The sequence below is a fragment of the Gimesia panareensis genome, assembly GCF_007748155.1.
Taxonomy (GTDB): Bacteria; Planctomycetota; Planctomycetia; order Planctomycetales; family Planctomycetaceae; genus Gimesia; species Gimesia panareensis.
The window spans coordinates 4,047,302-4,068,344 of sequence record NZ_CP037421.1 but is presented as its reverse complement, the minus strand read 5'-3'; the positions used below and the strand labels follow the sequence as shown (position 1 = coordinate 4,068,344).

Genomic DNA, 21,043 nt, shown 5'->3' with positions numbered 1-21,043 from the left:
CTTTTATGAATTGTGCAAGTCATGCGCGAAACGATTCCGTTATCGATACCGAACCTGTCCGGAAATGAATGGAACTATCTGAAGGACTGCCTGGACACAGGCTGGGTCTCTTCGGTCGGAACCTACGTCGATCGTTTCGAACAGTCGGTCAGCGAGTACGTCGATACTCGATTCGGTGTCGCTACCGTGAATGGCACCGCCGCCCTGCATCTGGCGCTCTTGGCCTGCGGAGTACAGCCCGGCGATGAAGTCCTGGCGCCCACTTTCACCTTTATCGCACCGGTGAACGCCATTCATTACTGCGGAGCAGACCCGGTCTTCATCGGCTCGGATCCTGCGACCTTCAACCTGGATCCTGACAAGGTCCGGCAGTTCCTCACCGAGGAATGTACCCGTGAGGCCGACGCCGTTCTGAATCGTCGTACCGGTCGCAGGGTCAGCGCGATTCTGCCCGTACACATTTTCGGACATCCGGTCGACATGGATCCCCTGAATGAGATCGCAGCAGAATTTCAGCTGCCCGTCATTGAGGACGCCTCCGAAAGCCTGGGATCCGAGTATCACGGACGCAAGACCGGCGGACTCGCGCGGGTGGGCTGTTTTTCTTTTAACGGAAACAAGATCATCACCTGTGGCGGTGGCGGCATGGTGACGACGAATGATGAGGCCCTCGCCAGCCACATTCGGCACCTGAGCACGCAGGCCAACCGCAAACCGTTCGAATACGAACACGACGAGGTCGGTTTCAACTACCGGCTCACCAATATTCAGGCGGCGCTGGGAGTTGCCCAGTTGGAACAGCTTGACGGATTTCTGGAGATCAAACGCAGGCACGCCATTCTTTATCGGGAACTGCTGGCTGAGATCCCCCAGGCCGAACTCGCCTGGGAGGAGCCCTGGGCCCGGAGCAATTTTTGGCTCTGCACGCTGCTGGTTCCGCCCGCGGATCGTCAGCCATTGATGGATTTTTTACTGGAACGCAAGGTCCAGGTCCGGCCGGCCTGGAAGCTGATGCACACCCTGCCCATGTATCAGGAATGTCAGTCATACCAGCTGGAAGAAACCGCAGCAGTCTATGCACGCTGCATCTCGATTCCCTCCAGTGTGCAGCTGAGCGAAGCAGATATCCGGTATGTCGTACAATGTATCAAAGACTATTTTGAGTCGTCATGAATCAACACAGTGAACCAGTCATTTTGCTCGGAGGAGGGGGGCACGCCAGGGTCCTCATCGATCTCCTTCTGGAAAGTGGAACCTGTTCGCTGTCGGGAATTCTGGATCCGGACCTCGCCATCGGCAGCCAGGTCAAAGGAGTTCCCGTACTGGGGACCGACAAAGAACTGCCGGCCCTCAGAGAGCAGGGCATCGGGCACGCTATCGTGGCTGTGGGCAGTACCCGCTCGACACAATTTCGCCGTACCTTGTTCGAGCAGGTGCGCGAACTGGGATTCCAGCAACCCGCCCTGGTGCATTCGAGTGCCATCCTGTCGCCCTCCGTTTCACTGGCGGAGGGAGTACAAGTGATGGCGGGGGCGATTATTCAGACAGAAACCCGGCTGGGAGCCGGTGTCGTGGTCAATACGGGAGCCCGCATCGATCACGATTGTGAAATCAGACAACACGCGTTTCTCGCACCGGGAGTCATCCTGAGTGGCGGAGTCACTGTTGGTGAGAACGCGTTCCTGGGAGCCGGTGCCGTGGTCATTCAGGGCAGGCACATCGGTGCCAATGCCGTCGTTGCCGCTGGCGCGGTCGTCGTCCGGGATGTCGAGGATGGAGCCTTAGTCAAAGGAGTACCCGCGAAATGAGCGTATTTGTTATCGCCGAAGCCGGCGTGAATCATAATGGAAGTGTGGAAACCGCGAAAAAAATGATCGATGCCGCCGTGCAGGCCGGCGCCGATGCGATCAAGTTTCAGACCTTCAAAACCGAAAAACTGGTCTGCAAATCCGCCCCGCAGGCGGAGTATCAGATGAAGAACAGTGCCGAGGGGGAATCGGATACCCAGTTCACCCTCCTGAAAAAGCTGGAGATCAACCAGGAGACCCATCGGGAACTGTTCGACTACTGCGAACAGTCCGGGATCGTCTTTATCTCGACCCCCTTCGATCTGGAAAGTATCGATCTGTTGAAATCACTGGGGCTGGAACTCATCAAGGTCCCCTCTGGTGAAATCACGAATTATCCCTACCTGAAGAAAGTCGCACAGACCTTTCATCGCGTGGTCCTCTCGACCGGCATGGCCGATCTGGGAGAGATCGAAGACGCACTTGCCATTCTGATCGATAACGGCATCGCCCGCGAAAATATTACGGTGTTGCACTGCAACACCGAGTACCCGACTCCCATCCAGGATGTGAACCTGCGGGCCATGCTCACCATTCGCGATGCCTTCGGCGTCAAAGTCGGCTATTCGGATCATACACTGGGCATCGAAGTCTCGATCGCGGCAACGGCACTCGGTGCAACCGTGATTGAAAAACACTTCACGCTTGATAAGAACATGGAAGGCCCGGATCATGCAGCGTCGCTGGAACCGGATGAGTTGATGATGTTGGTTCGCGGCATCCGCAATACGGAAAAATCGCTGGGCAGTCCGCTGAAGCGACCCTCGGCTTCCGAATCCAAAAACAAACCTGTCGTCCGTAAAAGCATCATCGCCGCCCGGGACATCAAGCAGGGAGAAACGTTTACCGAAGCGAACCTCTGCGTCAAACGGCCGGGCACCGGGATCAGTCCGATGCAGTGGGATCAGGTCATCAACCAGGTGGCCCGACGGGATTATGTGGAAGACGAAATCATTGAACTATGAGTAACCGTGTCTGCGTTGTCACTGGATCGCGGGCCGAATACGGTCTGCTCAGCCCCTTGCTGGCGGCGCTGCGCGCGGACGATGCTTTCCAGCTGCAACTGCTGGTGACCGGCTCGCATCTCTCCCCCGAATTTGGTCTGACCTATCGCGAGATCGAAGCAGACGGCTACACGATCGACGAAAAAGTGGAAGTCGTTCTCAGCTCCGACACGCCGGTTGGGATCTGTAAGTCCATGGGGCTGGGGCTGATCAGTTTCTCGGAAGCCTTTTCCCGACTGAACCCCGATCTGATCGTGGTTCTCGGTGATCGCTATGAAATCTTCAGCGCCGTCTCAGCGGCTCACATCAGCCGTATTCCGGTGGCCCATCTGCATGGAGGGGAAGTGACCGAAGGCGCCTTTGACGACGCGCTGCGGCATTCGATCACCAAGATGAGCCATCTGCATTTTACCTCTACGGAAGCTTACCGGAAGCGGGTGATTCAACTGGGCGAAGCGCCCGAACGGGTCTTCAATGTGGGTGCGATCGGTCTGGACAATCTGCAGCGGCTGTCGCTGCTTTCCCGCGAAAAGCTGGAACAGGATCTGGGGTTTAAGTTCAATAAACACAACCTGTTATGCACGTTTCACCCGGTGACGCTCGAGCATAATTCGTCTCTGGAACAGGTTCAAAGCCTGTTGAATGTTCTGGAGCAGCAGCCAGACACCAACGTGATCTTTACGAAAACCAATGCGGATACCGATGGACGGATTATTAATCAGCTGATCGATGAATTTGTGGCGAAGCAACCGGATCGCTTTCACGCTTATGTTAGTCTGGGTCAACTGCGGTATCTGTCGATGATGCAGTTTGTGGATGCGGTGGTCGGCAATTCGTCGAGCGGAATCATTGAAGCACCCGGATTTAGGATCGGAACGATCAACATCGGGAACCGTCAAACCGGGCGGATCAAATCGGAACTGGTCATCGATTGTGAGCCCACGGAAACAGGTATAGCGTCGGCTTTTAAAACATTGTATTCTTCCGACTTCCAGAAAAGCCGTCTGCAGGCCACAAACCCTTACGGTGAGGGGCAGACGACATCACAAATTATCAGTATCCTCAAAGAGAATTTTCCCGGTCGGACGACTCAAAAATCCTTTTATGATCTGGATTAAGGTCGAGATCGGAGAGCTGAAATCAAACAGGGAAAAGGAATCCCTGTTCGGATATGGTGCCAGGGATGGACGTTATGAATGATTGTCTGATCAGCGCGACAGCAGATATCACAGAGGCGATTCGCGCCATCGAAGCCGGCAAAAAAGGAATCGCCGTCATCGTCGATTCTGGACAACAGCTGCAGGGAGTCATTACCGACGGCGATGTCCGTCGCGGCTTACTTTCCGGTTTACGGCTGCAGGATTCCGCCACCCAGATCATGAACCGTCGACCGACCAAAGCTGACGCCGGGATGTCTCAGTCTTCGCTGGTCGAACTGCTGGAATCGAGCGGACTGGAAGCGATGCCGCTGGTGAACGCAGACAATCAGGTCGTCGAAGTCGTACTCTTGTCCGGGCTGACACGCAAATCAGACACCGGGCATGCATCCGGCTTCAGCTGTGCCCTGATCATGGCAGGCGGGGAAGGCCGTCGCCTGCTGCCGCTCACGGAAAATCTGCCCAAACCACTGGTGGAAGTCGGGGGCATGCCATTGATCGAGCGACAGGTGCGTCGTCTGGCGACAGCGGGAGTGAAGCGGATTTATATTGCCGTGAATTATCTGGCAGAGATGATCGAAGCCCATTTAGGAGATGGCAGCCGGTTCGGTACTGAAATTCAATATCTCCGCGAGCGGGAAAAACTGGGAACAGCGGGTGCCCTGTCTCTGATTGAAGAGACTCCCACCGGTCCGCTGCTGTTGATGAACGGCGATGTCTTTACTTCGATCAATTATCAGTCGCTGCTGGACTTTCACCAGAAACATGCTGCCGTGCTCACCGTGGCTGCCATCGATTATCACGTCGAAATTCCGTATGGCGTGATCAAGACCGAGGGGCCGTTTGCGGTGCGTTTGGAAGAAAAACCATCACAACAGTTTTTATGTAATGCGGGAATCTATGCCCTCTCACCCGAGGCGGTCAGTCAGGTCCCCCGCAATCAACCGTTCAACATGACCGATCTGATCGAGTCGAACCTAACCAGTGAACCGGGTGTGGCCGTCTTTCCGGTCCATGAATACTGGTCGGACATCGGAACTCCCGCCGAGCTGGATAAGGCCCGAACCGAACTCAAACTGGCCCGGGAAACACTGGAAGGCACGGATCAGGATGATGAAAGTGCCGTACACATTCAACTGAATCAACGCCGTGCCGCCTGATCTCGGGAAACCAATTATCATGTCAAAGAAGCAAATGAATGTCTGAGTCGTTAGCAGGTCAACAAACACTGGTTACCGGTGCCGATGGATTCATCGGCAGTCATCTGGTCGAACAGCTCGTCCAGGCCGGGGCTCGCGTGCGTGCACTCGTGTATTACAATTCGTGGAATCAGATTGGCTGGTTGAATGATGTCTCTCCTGAAATTCTCAAACAGGTCGAGATTATTCAGGGGGACATTCGTGATGCCGAACGGATTCAACTGGCCGTCAATGGCTGCGACTACGTGTTTCATCTGTCGAGCCTGATCGCGATTCCCTACAGCTACGTGGCCGCACGCTCGTATGTCGATACGAATATCACCGGTGCATTGAATGTGCTGCAGGCCTGCCGCAATTCAGACAGCCTCACCCGGCTCGTACACGTTTCCACATCGGAAGTCTATGGGACCGCTCAGCAGGTTCCCATCAATGAACAGCATCCCCTGGTCGGTCAGTCTCCTTATTCCGCCAGTAAAATCGGCGCGGATAAAATGGCCGAGAGTTTTCATCTCTCGTTTGAACTGCCCGTGGTGACCGCCAGACCCTTCAATACCTTCGGTCCCCGTCAGACTGCACGAGCCGTGATCCCGACGATCGCCAGTCAGCTGCAGGCCGGTTGCTCGGAACTGACGCTCGGGGCATTGACTCCCACCCGCGATTTCAACTTTGCCACCGATACCGCGGCCGGCATGATTTCGCTGGCCCTCTGCTCCCAGGCGGAAGGGGAAGTCGTGAATATCGGCAGTGGAGAAGAATGGTCTATTGAAGAGACGGCCCGTCTGTTGATGGAAGTCACCGGACGGGACGTGCCCATCATCTGTGACGAGGACCGGATTCGACCCGAAAAAAGCGAAGTCAATCGACTGCTGGCAGACAACACCAAAATCCAGAAGCTGACCGGCTGGCAGAGTCAGGTATCTTTCAAAGACGGACTGGCAGCCACGGCGGAGTGGATCGGACGCAACTTACAATATTTTAACGCGGAACGTTATACGATTTAGTTCACATCCCCTTTCAGATAAAAGCCTATGTCACGCTCTGTTTCCATCTCAGCACTGCTCGTTGCCATCGCCATGATTTTTGGGCGATTGACCGGGCTGCTGCGCGTTTTGGGACTGGCCACGGTTCTGGGCGTTTCTTATGCCAATGACCTGGCCGTGTTGATGATTTCCGTTCCCGATTTTCTGAACGCGATGCTGATCGGCGGCGCGATGGCGGCGGTGCTCGTGCCCGAAATTCATCGCCGGAATCAGGAGTCCGCCGGTCAATCTGCCAGCCAGTTGATCGTGCAGACGATGCTTGCGGTGGCTCTGATTTCAGGAATCCTCGCTTTACTGCTGGCGTGCGTGGCACCCTGGTTTACGCGGGGGCTCGCTTCCGGGTTTTCTGCAGCACAGATCAGCCAGGCCAGCCCGTTGATTATGATTGTCTTATGGGCGTTCCCGCTCTCGACCGTCACCGCGGTCACCGGGGCCGTTCTGCAGTCGCAGCATAAACCACTGGTACCTGCCTACGGAAATCTGTTCTTTAACCTGATCCTGATTTTAGCCATTCTGTTCTGGGTCACACCGGACCAGCTCTCGATCCTGGCCTGGGCTGTGGTCGGGGCGGCACTGTTTCGTCTCGTGACGCAACTGATTCCCTGCTTCATCACCGGCGCGTTTCAGGGCGGATTTCGCAACCTGCTGAAATTTGAAACCCTGAACCGGCGTCTGATCGTAAAATATTTTCAGGCACTGACCGCCATTGGCCTGGTCATTGCCTTTCCGGTGGTCTCGCGTTCCTTCGCCTCTGCTTTCACGGGGGGCATCAGTCTGTTCGAATACGCACAGAAACTGGTGGAATTACCCCGCGGCCTGCTGGGGGCCATTCTGACCATGGTCATCTTTCCGCGATTGAGTCACGCGTTTGCTGAAGGAAAAGCGGATGTCGGCTCGCGAATGATCAGCCAGGCGTCGGGGCTGATCCTGCTGATCTCGATTCCTGTGACCGTCGTGATTTACGGCTGTGCTGAACCGATGATCTCGTTACTCTTTCAGCGGGGGCAGTTTTCCGCCTACGATGCCACACGGACGGCAGAACTGCTTCAGATCGCGATTTTATCGATGCCGGCCCTGATCATGTCCATTCTGACGATGGATGTATTCTATGCCCGGCATGAAACCATGATTCCTTTTAAGTTCAGCCTGATTTCTCTGGGTTGCCTGGTGGTACTTTCACTGGTTTTACGTAACTTTATGGGGATCTCAGGGGTCATGCTCGCCTTCGTGCTGACCAGCTGGTTCCACTTTCTGATGCTGACGGTCGGTCTGCACCTGAAAATGCAGGTTTCTGTCATTGAAGGAGTCAATTTGAAACATTGTGCCGCATTGGTTCTGCTGACATTCTCAGGAATTGCGATTTCCGCTATGATATTGAGAGTGATTACGGAACCGGTAATGCTGGTTGTCTATTCTGGATTCGTGGGATTATTCTGCTTCGGCGCCGTTTTGCTGATTCTGAGAAACCACCTCCCGCGTTTCCACAGGAAGCTGTCTCTATAATGAAGTATTTATATATCACCGATTGCCCTGAAATCGCAAAGTACGTAGATCAGTGCGGGGTGGATCGTATATTCATTGACCTGGAACTGCTCGGAAAAGTCGAGCGCCAGGGAGACAGAGATACTGTCATCTCACATCACCGTGTGGAAAGCATTTCCAGCGTGAAAGAAGCGGTTCGCCAGGCAGAAGTTCTGGTGCGGGTCAATCCGCTGAATCCGAAATCCGCAGATGAGATCGAACAGGTTCTCGATCAGGGGGCCGATGCCCTGATGCTGCCGATGTTCCGCTCTGTGGAAGAGGTCGAATGGTTTTGTAACCGCGTTGATTCCCGGGCGCAGGTGGTGCCACTCGTCGAGACCCTGGGCGCCATGCAGCAGCTTGAACTGATTGTCCAGCTGCCGGGAGTTTCGCAGGTACACATCGGGCTGAACGATCTGCACCTGGAACTGGAACTGGGCTTCATGTTTGAACTCATGTCCAACGGGATGGTAGAAGAAATGTCGGCGATCTGCCGCGAAGCAGAGATTCCCTTCGGGATCGGCGGGATTTCGACCATTGATACCGGGCTGGTTTCCGGTCGTCTGGTGCTGAGCGAGCATGCCCGCCTGGGATCGGAGTGGGTCATTCTCTCACGTTCATTTCATCAGCTGGCTTACAGTTTGCAGGAACTCCAGGAAAAGATCGATCTGCCTCTGGAACTGGAGAAAGTCAATCAGCATTTCGCCGCGCTGCTCAAACGATCCAAATTTGAGATTGAACAGGATAAACAGACACTCTACCATGCGATCAATCAGGTGGCCCGGAATGATCTGTCCGAGCGAAACGCCTCCTGAGTGGGATCGATTCAATCGGGTTTTCCACGTCGACGATTTCACGCGAAAAGACAAACGCACCCCTCGGGTGTTTTCCAATTACCTGTGAACCTCGTAGTTCTCTGATCCATTCCCATTCAAGCTGAAGGACGATAAGCGACTGATGAATTCTGTATTAGTGACCGGCGGTGCTGGATTTCTGGGAAGCCACCTGTGCGATCGACTGATCGAGCAGGGGAAAAACGTCATTTGTGTGGACAATTTCTTTACCGGCAATAAGCGAAACATCGCACATCTGATCGGGCATCCCCGTTTTGAAGTGATCCGTCACGATATCGTGCATCCGATCTATCTGGAAGTCAATGAGATTTACAACCTGGCCTGTCCCGCGTCGCCCGTTGCCTATCAGTACAATCCAATCAAGACCATCAAAACTTCGACTGTCGGCATGGTCAACGTGCTCGGGCTGGCGAAACGCTGCCGGGCCAAAGTTCTGCACGCATCCACTTCCGAAGTGTACGGCGATCCCAATGTGCATCCCCAGGTCGAGGAGTACTGGGGCAATGTAAATCCCCTCGGGCCGCGCAGCTGCTACGACGAAGGCAAACGCATCGCGGAATCGCTGTGCGTCAACTACCACCATGCCCACAATGTGCCCATCCGGATTGTCCGGATCTTCAATACCTATGGGCCGCGGATGGATCCCAATGACGGCCGCGTGATTTCCAACTTCATCAACCAGGCACTGCGGGGCGAACCGATCACCATCTATGGCGATGGACAGCAGACCCGTTCCTTCTGCTACGTCGATGACCTGATCAGTGGCTTTCTGAAAATGATGGAGCAGGAAGAGACCACCGGCCCGGTCAACATCGGGAATCCGGTGGAAAACACGATGCTGGAACTGGCGGAAGCGGTCCTGCAGAACGTCGATTCCGATTCGAAGCTCGCCTACGAACCGCTGCCTCAGGATGATCCCAAGCAGCGCTGCCCTGATATCACCAAGGCCAAAACCATTCTGAAGTGGGAGCCCCGGGTTTCCCTGCAGGAAGGACTGGGCAAAACGGTTGAGTATTATCGGCAACTGATGAATCAGGAATCAGCATGAGTCATATTCTGGTGACAGGTGCGGCCGGTTTCATCGGGTTCCATGTCACGTCTCAGCTCCTCGCAGGCGGACATCGTGTCACGGGAATCGATAATCTCAACAGCCACTATTCGGTGCAGCTGAAACGGGACCGGCTGCAACTGCTGCAGGAGTCGGAGCAGTTCCAGTTTGAGGAAATCGACCTCGCTGACGTCGCGGCTTTCGATCGACTGTTTGATGGCGATCCCTTTGACAAAGTGATCCACCTGGCGGCAGAGGTGGGCGTTCGCAATTCCCTGCTGAAACCGCTGGAGTACGTGCAGAGTAATGTGGTCGGCTTCGTGAATCTGCTCGAGCATTGCCGCCAGAGTCAGATTGCGCACCTGGTCTATGCATCGTCCAGTTCGGTGTACGGTGCCAATAAAAAGACGCCGTATGCGACAGACGACCCGGTTGACCATCCGGTCAGCCTGTATGCAGCGACCAAGCGGGCCGACGAACTCATCGCGCACAGTTACAGTCACCTGTATGATCTGCCTACCACGGGGCTGCGATTCTTTACCGTGTACGGTCCCTGGGGCCGCCCCGATATGGCAGTGCACCTGTTTACAAAAGCTATTCTGGAAGGGACGCCGATCAAGGTCTTCAACCATGGAAACCTGAAACGCGATTTCACCTACGTAGATGATATCGTGGCCGGAGTCCTGGGCGTCATGGAGCAGATTCCACAGCGCAGCGTTCCCGATTCTTCGCTGACTCCACAGGAACTGGACCGGCAGACCGAAGCGCCATACCGATTGTATAACATCGGCAATCATCAGCCGGTGGGATTGTCCCGGTTGATTGAAGTGATTGAACAGAGTGTCGGTCAGCCTGCAATCCGGGAAAATTATCCGATGCAGCCCGGCGATGTGCTGGAGACTTACGCCGACATTTCAGAACTGCAGCAGGCGACTGGATTCGCACCTGCGACTTCCATCGAAGAGGGTATCGATCGCTTTGTCGAGTGGTACCGTTCCTACTATGGAACCCCGCAGACATAATCAGACGGCGGCAGCAGGTGAAACGTGATGCGACCAGTGTTGCCGGTCTACATCTGTTCGATGATGCGGGGGATCAGTCGGGCCAGCTTTTCTCCCCCGTCCGCGGCGACTGCCAGAATCTTGCTGATCTCCACCGGCTCCAGGGCATCAGGCAGACACAGGTCGGTCACTACCGACAGACCCAGCACCCGCATGGAAGCGTGATTGGCCACGATGCATTCCGGAACGGTCGACATGCCCACGCAGTCCGCACCCATCAATCGCAGCATACGATATTCGGCCCGTGTTTCCAGGTTGGGGCCCGCGACGGCCACGAACACACCGGTCTGCGTGCGGATCTGCAGTTCCAGGGCGGTCTGTTCGGTCAGCTTGATCAGTTCCTGATCGTAGGGAGCACACATGTCCGGGAAACGAATCCCCAGCCGATCGTCGTTCACGCCGCGCAGTGGATTGTCGCCCATCAGATTGATCTGATCCTCGATGATCATGATGTCGGCCAGCCGATATTGGGGATTCATCCCCCCGGCAGCGTTAGTGATGATCAGTGTTTCGACTCCCAGAGCCTGCATCACCCGAACCGGAAAGGTGACTTCCTTCATGGAATAACCTTCGTAGAAGTGAAAGCGGCCTTCCATCGCGACCAGGGGATTGCCATGCAGGCTGCCAAACACCAGTTGTCCAGCGTGTGATTCCACCGTGGAACGGGGAAAGTGCGGAATCTCCTGGTAAGGAATGGTGATGTCCTGCTCGATCTGCTTTGTAAAGTCACCCAGGCCGGTTCCCAGAATCAGACCGATGCGCGGCATCTGGCTGACCCGGGGCTTGAGAAATTCGATCGCATCGTTGACTTGTTCAACCAATCCCTGCATGTCATGTTCTTTCGGTGGAGTTCTTAAGGAAGCCGATTGAAGCGACGATACTCACAGGCTGACTGGAAGAGTGGATCGCGTGCCGCTCACGGGTAAGCAGGAGAGTCAGGCCCGCCGCTGGATGATTCTCAACCGCGCGCCTCTCAGCTTAGGGATGGGGTGACCTAGTACAGGTCGTCCTCATCATCATCGAAGTCGTCGTCGAAGTCGTCGTCATCATCGAAGTCATCATCATCTTCTTCATCGTCGAAGTCTTCGTCTTCTTCTTCATCATCATCATCGAAGTCATCATCGTCGTCGTCGAACTCGTCGTCGTCGATGTCTTCCAGGTCATCAAAGCCTATGTTTTCTTCATCATCGTCGAGTGAAAAGAAAACGGTGGGGAGCTCATCCGAGAACGTTTCAAGCTCTTCAGGGGATTCGGTATGAAGGGGATCAGCTATTAACACAGTTACATCCTCGTAGATTCGTTGTATGTTCTTTCCAGATTCTCTTAACGATTTTTACCGGTTTCGGAAGCCCTATGTCAATCATTCTCGGGGGAATAAAATCAACGTTCGGGAGGGACTGATCCAGCAGAAATTCAGCGAAATCTACTGCCCAGAATATTCCCATTATTATATTTATTTTCCTTTGTCAAGTGCGAAAAAATCGAACTGAAAATATATAGAACTATTTCCGTCTGAGTGATGGAATCACATGAGGAAAAAATCGCCGTTTTGCGTTGTCGGGCAAAAAAAAATCCGCCGGGGGTTGTCAGTTTTCGGGAGGAGAATCCGTAGTGATAAGATGAATAGCGGACTTGACGGTTCCAAGCCGCCGGTCTGGATTCATGTAATCTTCAAATGAACTTCATACCGTTATTGTCGCGGATTGCCGTCTCGGGAAGACGAAGAATCGGTCGGGAAAGACCCCACTGCTGGTTTTTCAGCGAGTATTCAACGCTCCGCCGCAGCTCGATCCCGCCCCCGCCGTGCAGCCGTAGCAGTGCCGCTGCGTGACGATCTTCCGCTCAGCCAGGGAGGCATAATCAAAATCTCTGATATGTCTCCGCTCGGGCAGGGAGACCGGCAGGGCGAGCATCTGGTTGAAGTCACAGTCGTAGAGATAACCCTCCCAGTCGACTGAAATCAGTGAGCGGCACATCACCCCCGGGACCGTTTCCGGGTTGAACGCCTCCACCAGCCGTGACATGTATGCTTCCAGACGATCCTGCTCGACCAGTTCGCTCAGGTAGCGACTGATGGGCATGTTGGTGATTGTGATCAGGTTCGTAAATTCGATCCCGAACCGCGTGCGCAACTGCTCCCGGTAGGCGGCTTCCAACTGTCCCTGATCGGGGGGCAGGGAGTAACCGACCGGGTTATAGACCAGCGTCAGTTTTAAAGAGGAATCAGCGACACCGTAACCGACTTCGTTCAGTCGCTGAAGTGCCTGAATCGACTTCTGGAAAGCGCCACTGCCGCGTTGTGCATCTGTGTTCTCTTCGAGATAACAGGGCAGGGATGCGACGATCTCGACTTCCTGTGCCGCCAGGAATTCCGGCAGATCCTGGTAACCCGGTGCGAGCAGAATCGTCAGGTTGCAGCGGTCAATGATCCGTTTTCCCATCTCACGCCCGCGGGTGACCATCAGCCGAAAATGAGGATTCATCTCCGGTGCACCCCCCGTCAGATCCAGGGTCGCAAATCCGGGATGTGCTAAAGCACGCAGGCAGTGCTCGACGTTTTCAATCTGCATGATCTCCCTGCGGTCCGGGCCGGCGTCCACGTGACAGTGCTCACAGGTCATGTTACAGAGCCGTCCCAGGTTAACCTGCAGAGTCTCCAGCGTCGCAGCCTGCAGCAGGGGAAGCTGATGCTGTTTCAGTTGCTCAGCGAACCGCGGCACCTGATCCTGGGTGTCGAGGATGCGTAACTGCTCGCGGGGATCAGCCAGTTTGCTCTGTTGTCGCAGCAGGGTGAGTGAAGCCATAAACGTTCCTGATCTTCCGTTTCAGCATAAAAGGGCGTGTCGTCCGCTCAGCAGCAGCCACCATCTGGAGTGCAGCAGGAATCCAGGATCTGACTGGTCAGGTCAAAATCCTTTCCCTTGGTTTCCTGTGGATGTCGGATCGCGTTCCGACGACAGTCCATCTCGCGTGCTGCTTCCAGCGGAATCTCCTGGTAGGGAGCAACCGCATAAAACTGGCCGGCGTAGGCGCCTTCCTGCAGCAGTTTGAAGGTTTTGTCACAGACGGCCATCCGCTGCCCGCGGAAATAAAGGTGCCCGTCGTCGTCTTCGACTTTTTTGAACGGACCACGATAAATGACCGCCTGGTTTCGTTCGAGGCAGGGGCCCTGTTTCCCTTTATAAGCCGAGACGGTGACGGAACGGAATTCGATGCCGTTCACGGTCTGCCAGGGCTGTTCGTCCCGTTTCAGGATTTCGATTCCGTGGAAGCCGGCCGCTTCAAATGCTGCCAGAAAAGCATCTTCGCGGAACGCGCCCGACAGGCAGCCCGACCAGAGCGTGGGATCGTCGCGCATCTCCTGCGGTACATCTTCATCACAGACAATATCACTGATCACCGCTTTGCCGCCCCGTTTCAACACCCGAAAGACTTCCTGCAGCAGTTGGCCGCGGTCTGCTTCCCGCACCAGATTCAAGACACAGTTGGAAACAACGCAGTCTACGGACGCATTCGCAATCAGCGGGGCCTCCCGCCGCAGCCGATCTTCCAGATCGCGCAGCTCCAGCCAGCGTGACTGATTATCCACCGGGTGCGCAGCCAGCTCCTGGTTCAACTGGTCCAGATCCAGCTGCAGGTCTTGAATCATTCCGCAGCGAAATTCCACATTGGCATAGCCCAGCTGATCGGCGACCTGCTGTTGATATTTTCGTGCCAGGGCCAGCATCTCTGCATTGCAGTCAACGCCGATCACGCGCCCTTCCGGACCGACAATCTGGGACGCGATGTAACAGATCTTGCCGCCTCCCGATCCCAGATCGAGGACGGTATCCCCGGGGGAGACATAAGCGGACGGATCACCGCAACCGTAATCTTTTTCCAGGATTTCTTCAGGGATGATCGACAGATAGGCGGGATTGTATTGCACCGGGCAGCACAGGGCCTGTTCGCGTTCCTGGGCGGCACTGGCATAACGATTGTAGACCGATGCCTCTTCGGTCGTCTGCTGTCGCGTGTTGACAGAATTCATCTTGTTGCGCATTCCTTTCCGTTTCGCTCTGAAAGCGATGGAATTTCCGAAGTGAGAACGTGTCTGCCTGAGTCGCAGTCTGGTCTCAGTATACTCGACAGCGGAAATTCAAGAAACATTGCCTTTCCCTCGAGAGGCGACTTCTTGAGGATTCCAGCATGGACTATGATGAGGAATCAAGCTGTGAAGCAGTTCACATTTTTGCGATCCCTCTTTAAAAAAGCGAGTTCAGGCAGCAACATGAACCCGGCCGTTGAGATTTCCGTCGTGATCCCGGTCCTGCAGGGAGATGATTCCTGGCAGGAGCTGCTGCCCGACCTGAGTGCGTTTCCGGAGTCCACTGAGTTCCTGTTTGTCTCCAATGGTCCGCAGCCTGCTGGCTGGGAAGAGAGTCTGCAAGGTTCTTCCGTCCGTCCGCGCTGCAGTTGGCAGCAGAGTGCCATCGGTCGCGCCGTGCAGATGAACCAGGGAGCCGCACTGGCACGACAGCCGTTCCTGCTGTTTCTGCATGCCGACTCGCGACTGCCCCTCGAGAGTGTTGCACAGTTGATCAAATCCCTGCAGGCGGCTCCCGGGGCCGTGCATTATTTTAACCTGCAGTTTCAGGAACAGAGTTTTTTCCTGATGCAGCTCAATCGCTGGGGTGTCTGGTTTCGCTCACACTGTCTGGGCATGCCGTTTGGCGATCAGGGACTCTGCCTGCAGCGGGATTCGTTTTTTGCACTCGGCGGGTTTGACGAATCGGCTCCCTACGGCGAAGATCATTTGCTCGTCTGGAAAGCCCGCCAGCAGGGAATTCGTTTACATTGCACCGGGGCAGACATTACCACAAGTGCCCGCAAATATCGGGAGCGGGGCTGGTTGAAAGTCACGCTCACACATCTCTGGCTCACGGCCTGTCAGGCGATGCCGCAGTTTTTTCTTCTCATCAAAGAACGTTTTCGATCATGGTTTCACCGCAGGGCGCAATCGCCGTCTTCGTAAAGACTCCCGGTTATTCACCACTCAAAACCAGGCTGGCGGCCGACATCGGTCAGCAGGCCGCGGAACAGTTTCACGTGAACTCCGCGCGGGCTGTCCAGGCCGTCGTCCAGGCAGCCTCCAATCAGTCATCAGTCACACCCTTCTGGGCCGTCGCGGAACCGGACGCCTGTGACGATCCACTCTGGAGCGACTTTGCCACCATCTCTCAAGGGGCAGGGGGCCTGGGCCGCAGGCTGGCGTTTATCAATCAACGGTTGCTGGAACAACACGATTTTGTCATCTTCCTGGGTGCCGATGCGCCACAACTGCCGGTGGCTTACCTGACGGAAGCGATTGACATTCTCACCACACCAGCTGAGTCGCCCCGTTTTGTGCTGGGGCCCGCAGCCGACGGTGGCTTCTATCTGTTCGGGACCACCGTCTGTCTCTCGCAGGATCTCTGGTGCAGCGTGCCTTACAGCGTCAGCGAGACGGCCTCTGTGCTTTGTAAACAGCTGGAGCCACGGGGAAGTGTGCAGCGACTGCCTGTCCTGACCGATGTGGATACAGTACAGGAACTGCCCCTTCTGCAACAGGAACTGCAGCAGCAGGAAACATTGCTGCCGGAACAGCGGCAGATTCTGGAATGGATTCAGGGAGTCGATTTTTCCGGGAAGGTCTGAATCTCCGGCTTGCCATCCTTTTGTTCGATGATTTCCACCATCGGTGCCTCTTCTTCCTCGGGCACAGCCGGCTTGCCCTGAATGAGCATGTACAGCGAGCTGACCGCCAGCAGTGAGAGCAGGCACCGCTTGAACAGCACCGGGTTGATTTTAGGGCCGAGCATCAGTCCCAGTTTCGTTCCCAGAAAGACAAAGGGAACGATCACCGCAGTCGTCACCAGCACGGGCGGCGTCGCGAACCCCATCAGTGCCAGGCCGATGGCCCGCGAGATGGAAATCATGATGAAGAAGCCGAAGATGAAGCCCTTGTATTGCTCCTGCGTCCAGGGCTGACGAATCGCATAAATCACGATCGGCGGCCCCGCGATACTCGTCGATCCCGCCAGGAAGCCACTGCAGAACCCCGCAAATGTGCTCCAGACCGAAGATGCTTTCTGAGGTCCCTCCTCCACATGCACTGGCTTTTGAAAGAAACCGTCGACAACGATCAGCAGAATCACCAGTCCGGTGCCCCGCACCAGGTAATCCAGATCGATCAGGGTGAATGTCAGCAGCCCCAGGGGGAGTCCCACCAGCGAACCGATGATGGCTCCCGCCAGCAGCTTCAGGTTCGAATGCCTGCGGTAAGCCCAGAACGTCCAGATCACAGGCAGCACAATGCTGTACGCCACGAGCAGGTTCGCTTCGCGAAAGTTGAGTAACAGAGGCAGCACCGCCATCGCCACAATGGCATAACCGAAGCCGATAATTCCCTGGATCAACGCAGAACAGAAAACAGCCGCCAGAACGAATAACCACAACTGTGGATCGGAAAACATCATTGTTTTATACACGTAATAATGAGTCCCACCAGCGGTGTGACTCGGTCAGACAAAAGTGAGCGCAGGCAGGACTGGGGACGGAACTATTCCATCAGTTCGCTGCCCTTGGTTTCTCTGGCAAAGAAGGGCAGGATCGCACCCACGATATACAGCATACTCAGAGTCGTCGCGGTTTCCGCCAGAGTGTAGCCCCAGTCCTTCTGCATCCAGCCCCCGATGAACAGAATCGGCGCAGCCAGGATGCGACCGGCGTTGAAGCAGAAGCCGGTTCCGGTGCCCCGCATGCGGGTGGGATAAAGTTCGGGGAAGTAAATCGCATAGCCGGCGTGCATCCCGAGTGTCAGAAAACCAAATACGGGGAGGAAGCAGCCGATCACGGTCGCATTATGAAATACCTGGAACAGCAGTAACGCACTGATCAGGCCGCCCACATGAAACAGGAAAAACGCACCGCGACGGCCGACCCATTCACAGATCGGACCAAAGGCCAGCAGGCCCAGTCCGCCCCCGGTGGTTGCCAGGAACATCCCCAGCATTTCCCATTTTTTGAGTGTTGCTTTGATGGATTCCAGATAGGCTTTGGTTTCTTCCGCAGGCACATCAGTCTGTCCGGGAAACTGTTCGGCCAGGTAGTCCGCTTGAACCACATTCAGGAACGCGTTCTTACCATAGATGTGCACGCCCCAGAACGTGGCCAGACCGATCGCCGCCAGCAGGACACCGATGCAGGTACTTTTGACATACTCGGGTAACACCAGGTCGAAAATGGATCCCATCTTCTGTCCGCTGCCTTCCTTGGCTGCTTCCTGGGCATGCTTCCAGGATTCCGGTTCGTGCATCGAGCGACGGATCCAGATAATCAGGAATGAGGGGACGACACCCAGGGCGAAACCCACACGCCAGGGCATGCTGGGCATGCCGGCTTCTTTGGCATAGTCCAGGATGCGTTCGTTACCAATAATGAAGGCCCCCGCCAGAATCGCGAGGTAGGTACCCAGCACACTGGAGGCGTGGAAGATACTCCCCACGCGGGCCCGTGCTTTAGGCGGAAAGGATTCCGCCACCAGGGTACTCGCCACCGCCCACTCGCCCCCCACACCGAGGGCCACGAGAAATCGAAACCCCGCCAGCTGCCACCATTCCTGCGACAGCGCCGAGAGGCAGGTAAAGAACGAATAGAACAGAATCGTCAGCGACATCGTCTTTTTGCGGCCGATGCGGTCGCTCAAGGCACCAAAGGCAATGCCTCCCAGCGCACCACCGATCAGGAAGGCTCCCAGCGCGATATTATTGTAGAGTGCATTGCGCCCCTTAATCTCTTTATCATGCGCTGCAACCTTCTGGGGATCCTGGAGCTCTTCTTCACTCAGAGGTTCGACTCGTATCAGCGAAGGCATCGCCTCGTTCATGCTGGCAACAAAAATCTGACCTTCGAAGACGTCAAAGACCCAGCCCAGGGAAGCAATGATCAGCACCAGCCACTGGTAGCGCGAAATGCCATGGTACCACTTGTCTTCTTTGAGTTCGTCTTGCATCAGGCTGGTGCTTTCAGTTTAAGATTGAAATACATTCACGGCCGGCTTCCCGCTCAGCACGAGTCGCACGTCTTCACAGACCGCTTCGACCACCCGCTCCTGTGCTTCCAGGGTGAAGGCGGCAATGTGCGGTGTCAGGATGACATTCTCCAGTTGATTCAGGGCGCTCTGGTGCGGAGGCTCGGTTTCCCGTACATCCAGTGCCGCACCAGCGAGCTTGTGTTCCATCAGCGCCTGGATCAGTCCCCGTTCGTCGACGACTTCACCCCGCGAGGTATTGATGAAAAACGCTTCCGGTTTCATCTTGCTGAAATGCTGGTAGGTCAACATCTTTCGGGTGTCCGGCGTCAGCGGACTGTGACAGGTGATGACATCGGCTTGTGCCAAAAGCTCATCCAGCGAAACCAGTTTGCCGTCGAGCTCTTGCAAATGGGGGGCATCGGCTTTCAGATACGGATCAGCAGCGATAATCTTCATTCCGAAGGCCCGGGCGCGGGTCGCGGTCAGCGTGCCGATCCGTCCCATGCCGATCAGGCCCAGCGTTTTGCCGTGCAGTTCACAACCGGTAAATTTCACCCGGTTCCAGCCTCCCGTCAGTGTGTCCTGGCGGGCTTCGGGAATCTTTCGCAGCAGGGCCAGCATCAGTCCGAGGGTGAGCTCCGCCACGGAAAGCGAATTGGCATCCGGCGTGTAGCTGACGACAATCCCTTTCTCTTTCGCGTACGCGGTATCCACGTTATCCAGGCCGGCACCGGCCCGGGCAATGATTTTCAGGTTCGGAGCCGCATCGATCAGCTCCTGGTTGACTTTCGTCTGATTCCGGACGATCAACGCCTGAGCCTGCTCGAGCTTCTGCTTCAGCAAATTGACGTTCTGCCAGAGATAGGCATCAAATTCGACATCCAGATCCTGCATCAGATCGTTCATGGATGCCCCCTGAATATTTTCGGTCACCAGCACATCGCTCATGGCTTACTTCCTGCTGCTGTCAGTTCGGGGTGTCTGTTTCAATCGAACATCGAGTAATCAACGGGCTCGTTGATGTCGATCGACTGATCTGCGGGAGGCAGTGGGTATTTCAATCCGGTCGCACAGTTGAACAGCACTGCGCTCTCATCCGGGCTGACCCGGCCGGATTCCAGTTCCTGTTTGTAGGCGGCGTAGGTTGCGGCTCCTTCGGGACACATCAGGAAACCTTCCTTCTGCGAACATTCGTCGAGGGCGGCCGAAATTTTGTCGTCATCGACGGCGGTCGCGAAGCCATTGCTTTCCCGGACTGCGCGGAGGATCAGGAAGTCGCCTACCGCGACCGGGACGCGAATCCCCGATGCGATCGTATGGGCGTTCTCCCAGAGCGGTGCGTGTTCTTCACCGGCTTCGTAGGCCTTGACCATCGGAGCACAGCCCGATGCCTGGACGGCGACCATCTGGGGCAGTTTACCGGTCAGCCAGCCCATCTCTTTGAGTTCGTTGAAGGCCTTCCACATACCGATCAACCCTGTACCACCGCCGGTCGGGTAGAAGATCACATCGGGAACTTCCCAGCCCATCTGGTCAGCCAGTTCCAGGCCCATCGTCTTCTTACCTTCGATGCGATAGGGTTCTTTGAGTGTCGAGAAATCGAACCAGCCGACTTTATCTTTCCCTTCACCCACAATTTTACCACAGTCGTTGATCAGTCCATTCACCCGCCAGACGTTTGCTCCCTGGGCGGCGATTTCACGAACGTTGATTTCGGGAGTATCCGCGGGACAGAAGATGTAAGACTTCATGCCGGCTCGCGTACCATAAGCGGCGAGCGCCGCCCCTGCGTTGCCGTTGGTGGGCATCGCGACTTTCGTCACACCCAGTTCCTTGGCCATCGAGACCGCCATGCACAGGCCGCGGGCTTTGAATGAACCGGTGGGAAGACGACCTTCGTCCTTGATCCAGACCGTTCCTTTACCTCCCTGCAGACGGGGCACGGGAATCAGCGGCGTGTGGATTTCACCCAGGCTGACGATGTTTTCCGATTTGCGGACTGGCAGAAATTCGCGGTATCGCCAGAGTGTCGCCGGCCGGGCTGCCAGGTCTTCCTTGCTGACCGACTGTTTGATGCCATCCAGATCGTATTTTACGAGCAGGGGCTTGCCCGCTTTGGACAGACCGTGTAACTGATCAGCTTCATAGTGGTCATGCTGCATGCCACATTCAAGATGGGTGACAAATGTGGGAGATTCAGGGAAAGGGTCTTGCATGGGAACGAACCTGTTATCTGAAAGAAGGATCGATAAAACGATA

20 protein-coding genes are annotated in these 21,043 nt (G+C 55.6%); 12 read left to right on the top strand and 8 right to left on the bottom strand.

Features of this window, described 5'->3' with window-relative positions; all coding sequences use genetic code 11:
• Window positions 1-21: 21 nt before the first annotated feature.
• From Enr10x_RS15135 to Enr10x_RS15090, 10 genes are all read left to right on the top strand, one after another.
• Entirely contained in the window at window positions 22-1,173 is a 1,152-nt protein-coding gene (locus tag Enr10x_RS15135; protein ID WP_145106234.1) for a LegC family aminotransferase, read from the top strand.
• The gene (locus Enr10x_RS15130; protein WP_145106238.1) at window positions 1,170-1,808 is read left to right on the top strand and encodes an acetyltransferase; all 639 of its coding nucleotides are present in this window, start codon (window positions 1,170-1,172) and stop codon (window positions 1,806-1,808) included. The genes Enr10x_RS15135 and Enr10x_RS15130 overlap by 4 nt, the downstream gene beginning before the upstream one ends.
• On the top strand, window positions 1,805-2,812 hold the full coding sequence (gene neuB, locus Enr10x_RS15125; protein WP_145106240.1) for an N-acetylneuraminate synthase: 1,008 nt from the start codon (window positions 1,805-1,807) through the stop codon (window positions 2,810-2,812). The genes Enr10x_RS15130 and neuB overlap by 4 nt, the downstream gene beginning before the upstream one ends.
• Window positions 2,809-3,969: a UDP-N-acetylglucosamine 2-epimerase gene (neuC, locus tag Enr10x_RS15120; protein WP_145106242.1), complete on the top strand. Its 1,161-nt coding sequence runs from the start codon at window positions 2,809-2,811 to the stop codon at window positions 3,967-3,969. The genes neuB and neuC overlap by 4 nt, the downstream gene beginning before the upstream one ends.
• A 74-nt stretch (window positions 3,970-4,043) precedes the next feature.
• On the top strand, window positions 4,044-5,168 hold the full coding sequence (locus Enr10x_RS15115) for a nucleotidyltransferase family protein (RefSeq protein WP_197997217.1): 1,125 nt from the start codon (window positions 4,044-4,046) through the stop codon (window positions 5,166-5,168).
• 38 nt (window positions 5,169-5,206) lie between these two features.
• Entirely contained in the window at window positions 5,207-6,208 is a 1,002-nt protein-coding gene (locus Enr10x_RS15110) for an SDR family NAD(P)-dependent oxidoreductase (protein WP_145450530.1), read from the top strand.
• Window positions 6,209-6,235: 27 nt separating this feature from the next.
• Window positions 6,236-7,750, top strand: coding sequence for a murein biosynthesis integral membrane protein MurJ (gene murJ, locus Enr10x_RS15105; RefSeq protein WP_145450529.1), 1,515 nt, complete (start codon window positions 6,236-6,238; stop codon window positions 7,748-7,750).
• Complete coding sequence (locus Enr10x_RS15100; protein WP_197995042.1) at window positions 7,750-8,583, top strand: aldolase/citrate lyase family protein; 834 nt, start codon at window positions 7,750-7,752, stop codon at window positions 8,581-8,583. The genes murJ and Enr10x_RS15100 overlap by 1 nt, the downstream gene beginning before the upstream one ends.
• A gap of 142 nt (window positions 8,584-8,725) precedes the next feature.
• Window positions 8,726-9,670 carry a UDP-glucuronic acid decarboxylase family protein gene (locus tag Enr10x_RS15095; protein WP_145450528.1) on the top strand — a complete coding sequence of 315 codons (945 nt, stop codon included), beginning with the start codon at window positions 8,726-8,728 and terminating at the stop codon, window positions 9,668-9,670.
• Window positions 9,667-10,692, top strand: coding sequence for an NAD-dependent epimerase/dehydratase family protein (locus Enr10x_RS15090; RefSeq protein ID WP_145450526.1), 1,026 nt, complete (start codon window positions 9,667-9,669; stop codon window positions 10,690-10,692). Before Enr10x_RS15095 ends, Enr10x_RS15090 begins: the two co-directional genes overlap by 4 nt.
• A gap of 47 nt (window positions 10,693-10,739) precedes the next feature.
• On the opposite strand, the gene Enr10x_RS15085 is transcribed toward Enr10x_RS15090, so the two are convergent.
• From Enr10x_RS15085 to Enr10x_RS15070, 4 genes are all read right to left on the bottom strand, one after another.
• The gene (locus tag Enr10x_RS15085) at window positions 10,740-11,561 is read right to left on the bottom strand and encodes a purine-nucleoside phosphorylase (protein ID WP_145106258.1); all 822 of its coding nucleotides are present in this window, start codon (window positions 11,559-11,561) and stop codon (window positions 10,740-10,742) included.
• A gap of 164 nt (window positions 11,562-11,725) precedes the next feature.
• Window positions 11,726-12,010, bottom strand: a complete 285-nt coding sequence (locus Enr10x_RS29980; RefSeq protein WP_197997216.1) for a hypothetical protein — start codon at window positions 12,008-12,010, stop codon at window positions 11,726-11,728.
• 478 nt (window positions 12,011-12,488) lie between these two features.
• Window positions 12,489-13,535, bottom strand: a complete 1,047-nt coding sequence (gene arsS, locus Enr10x_RS15075; protein WP_145450524.1) for an arsenosugar biosynthesis radical SAM (seleno)protein ArsS — start codon at window positions 13,533-13,535, stop codon at window positions 12,489-12,491.
• A gap of 47 nt (window positions 13,536-13,582) precedes the next feature.
• On the bottom strand, window positions 13,583-14,761 hold the full coding sequence (locus tag Enr10x_RS15070) for a methyltransferase domain-containing protein (RefSeq protein WP_145450522.1): 1,179 nt from the start codon (window positions 14,759-14,761) through the stop codon (window positions 13,583-13,585).
• Between the two features lie 240 nt (window positions 14,762-15,001).
• On the opposite strand from Enr10x_RS15070, the gene Enr10x_RS15065 reads away from it, so the two are divergent.
• Window positions 15,002-15,745 (top strand): TIGR04283 family arsenosugar biosynthesis glycosyltransferase, encoded by a 744-nt coding sequence (locus tag Enr10x_RS15065; protein WP_197997215.1) that lies wholly within the window; start codon window positions 15,002-15,004, stop codon window positions 15,743-15,745.
• Entirely contained in the window at window positions 15,709-16,407 is a 699-nt protein-coding gene (locus Enr10x_RS15060; protein WP_145450518.1) for a TIGR04282 family arsenosugar biosynthesis glycosyltransferase, read from the top strand. The genes Enr10x_RS15065 and Enr10x_RS15060 overlap by 37 nt, the downstream gene beginning before the upstream one ends.
• Here the strand turns inward: Enr10x_RS15060 and Enr10x_RS15055 are convergent.
• The 4 genes from Enr10x_RS15055 to Enr10x_RS15040 all read right to left on the bottom strand — a co-directional run bounded on the left by Enr10x_RS15055 (window position 16,377) and on the right by Enr10x_RS15040 (window position 21,000).
• Window positions 16,377-17,228 carry a sulfite exporter TauE/SafE family protein gene (locus Enr10x_RS15055; protein WP_145450516.1) on the bottom strand — a complete coding sequence of 284 codons (852 nt, stop codon included), beginning with the start codon at window positions 17,226-17,228 and terminating at the stop codon, window positions 16,377-16,379. The two genes, Enr10x_RS15060 and Enr10x_RS15055, sit on opposite strands and share 31 nt — an antisense overlap.
• Window positions 17,229-17,311: 83 nt before the next feature.
• Window positions 17,312-18,763, bottom strand: a complete 1,452-nt coding sequence (locus Enr10x_RS15050; RefSeq protein WP_145450514.1) for an MFS transporter — start codon at window positions 18,761-18,763, stop codon at window positions 17,312-17,314.
• A gap of 18 nt (window positions 18,764-18,781) precedes the next feature.
• Window positions 18,782-19,732 carry a hydroxyacid dehydrogenase gene (locus Enr10x_RS15045; RefSeq protein WP_145450513.1) on the bottom strand — a complete coding sequence of 317 codons (951 nt, stop codon included), beginning with the start codon at window positions 19,730-19,732 and terminating at the stop codon, window positions 18,782-18,784.
• A gap of 38 nt (window positions 19,733-19,770) precedes the next feature.
• Window positions 19,771-21,000: a threonine synthase gene (locus Enr10x_RS15040; RefSeq protein WP_145450511.1), complete on the bottom strand. Its 1,230-nt coding sequence runs from the start codon at window positions 20,998-21,000 to the stop codon at window positions 19,771-19,773.
• Window positions 21,001-21,043 lie beyond the last annotated feature (43 nt).

Coding starts and splice junctions, on each gene's coding strand:
- neuB (WP_145106240.1), top strand. CDS start 1,805: ATGAGCGTATTTGTTATCGCCGAAGCCGGCGTGAATCATAATGGAAGT.
- Enr10x_RS15130 (WP_145106238.1), top strand. CDS start 1,170: ATGAATCAACACAGTGAACCAGTCATTTTGCTCGGAGGAGGGGGGCAC.
- Enr10x_RS15040 (WP_145450511.1), bottom strand. CDS start 21,000: ATGCAAGACCCTTTCCCTGAATCTCCCACATTTGTCACCCATCTTGAA.
- Enr10x_RS15135 (WP_145106234.1), top strand. CDS start 22: ATGCGCGAAACGATTCCGTTATCGATACCGAACCTGTCCGGAAATGAA.
- neuC (WP_145106242.1), top strand. CDS start 2,809: ATGAGTAACCGTGTCTGCGTTGTCACTGGATCGCGGGCCGAATACGGT.
- Enr10x_RS15060 (WP_145450518.1), top strand. CDS start 15,709: ATGGTTTCACCGCAGGGCGCAATCGCCGTCTTCGTAAAGACTCCCGGT.
- Enr10x_RS15045 (WP_145450513.1), bottom strand. CDS start 19,732: ATGAGCGATGTGCTGGTGACCGAAAATATTCAGGGGGCATCCATGAAC.
- Enr10x_RS15100 (WP_197995042.1), top strand. CDS start 7,750: ATGAAGTATTTATATATCACCGATTGCCCTGAAATCGCAAAGTACGTA.
- Enr10x_RS15095 (WP_145450528.1), top strand. CDS start 8,726: ATGAATTCTGTATTAGTGACCGGCGGTGCTGGATTTCTGGGAAGCCAC.
- Enr10x_RS15055 (WP_145450516.1), bottom strand. CDS start 17,228: ATGATGTTTTCCGATCCACAGTTGTGGTTATTCGTTCTGGCGGCTGTT.
- Enr10x_RS15085 (WP_145106258.1), bottom strand. CDS start 11,561: ATGCAGGGATTGGTTGAACAAGTCAACGATGCGATCGAATTTCTCAAG.
- Enr10x_RS15110 (WP_145450530.1), top strand. CDS start 5,207: ATGTCTGAGTCGTTAGCAGGTCAACAAACACTGGTTACCGGTGCCGAT.
- arsS (WP_145450524.1), bottom strand. CDS start 13,535: ATGGCTTCACTCACCCTGCTGCGACAACAGAGCAAACTGGCTGATCCC.
- Enr10x_RS15070 (WP_145450522.1), bottom strand. CDS start 14,761: ATGAATTCTGTCAACACGCGACAGCAGACGACCGAAGAGGCATCGGTC.
- murJ (WP_145450529.1), top strand. CDS start 6,236: ATGTCACGCTCTGTTTCCATCTCAGCACTGCTCGTTGCCATCGCCATG.
- Enr10x_RS15050 (WP_145450514.1), bottom strand. CDS start 18,763: ATGCAAGACGAACTCAAAGAAGACAAGTGGTACCATGGCATTTCGCGC.
- Enr10x_RS15115 (WP_197997217.1), top strand. CDS start 4,044: ATGAATGATTGTCTGATCAGCGCGACAGCAGATATCACAGAGGCGATT.
- Enr10x_RS15065 (WP_197997215.1), top strand. CDS start 15,002: ATGAACCCGGCCGTTGAGATTTCCGTCGTGATCCCGGTCCTGCAGGGA.
- Enr10x_RS15090 (WP_145450526.1), top strand. CDS start 9,667: ATGAGTCATATTCTGGTGACAGGTGCGGCCGGTTTCATCGGGTTCCAT.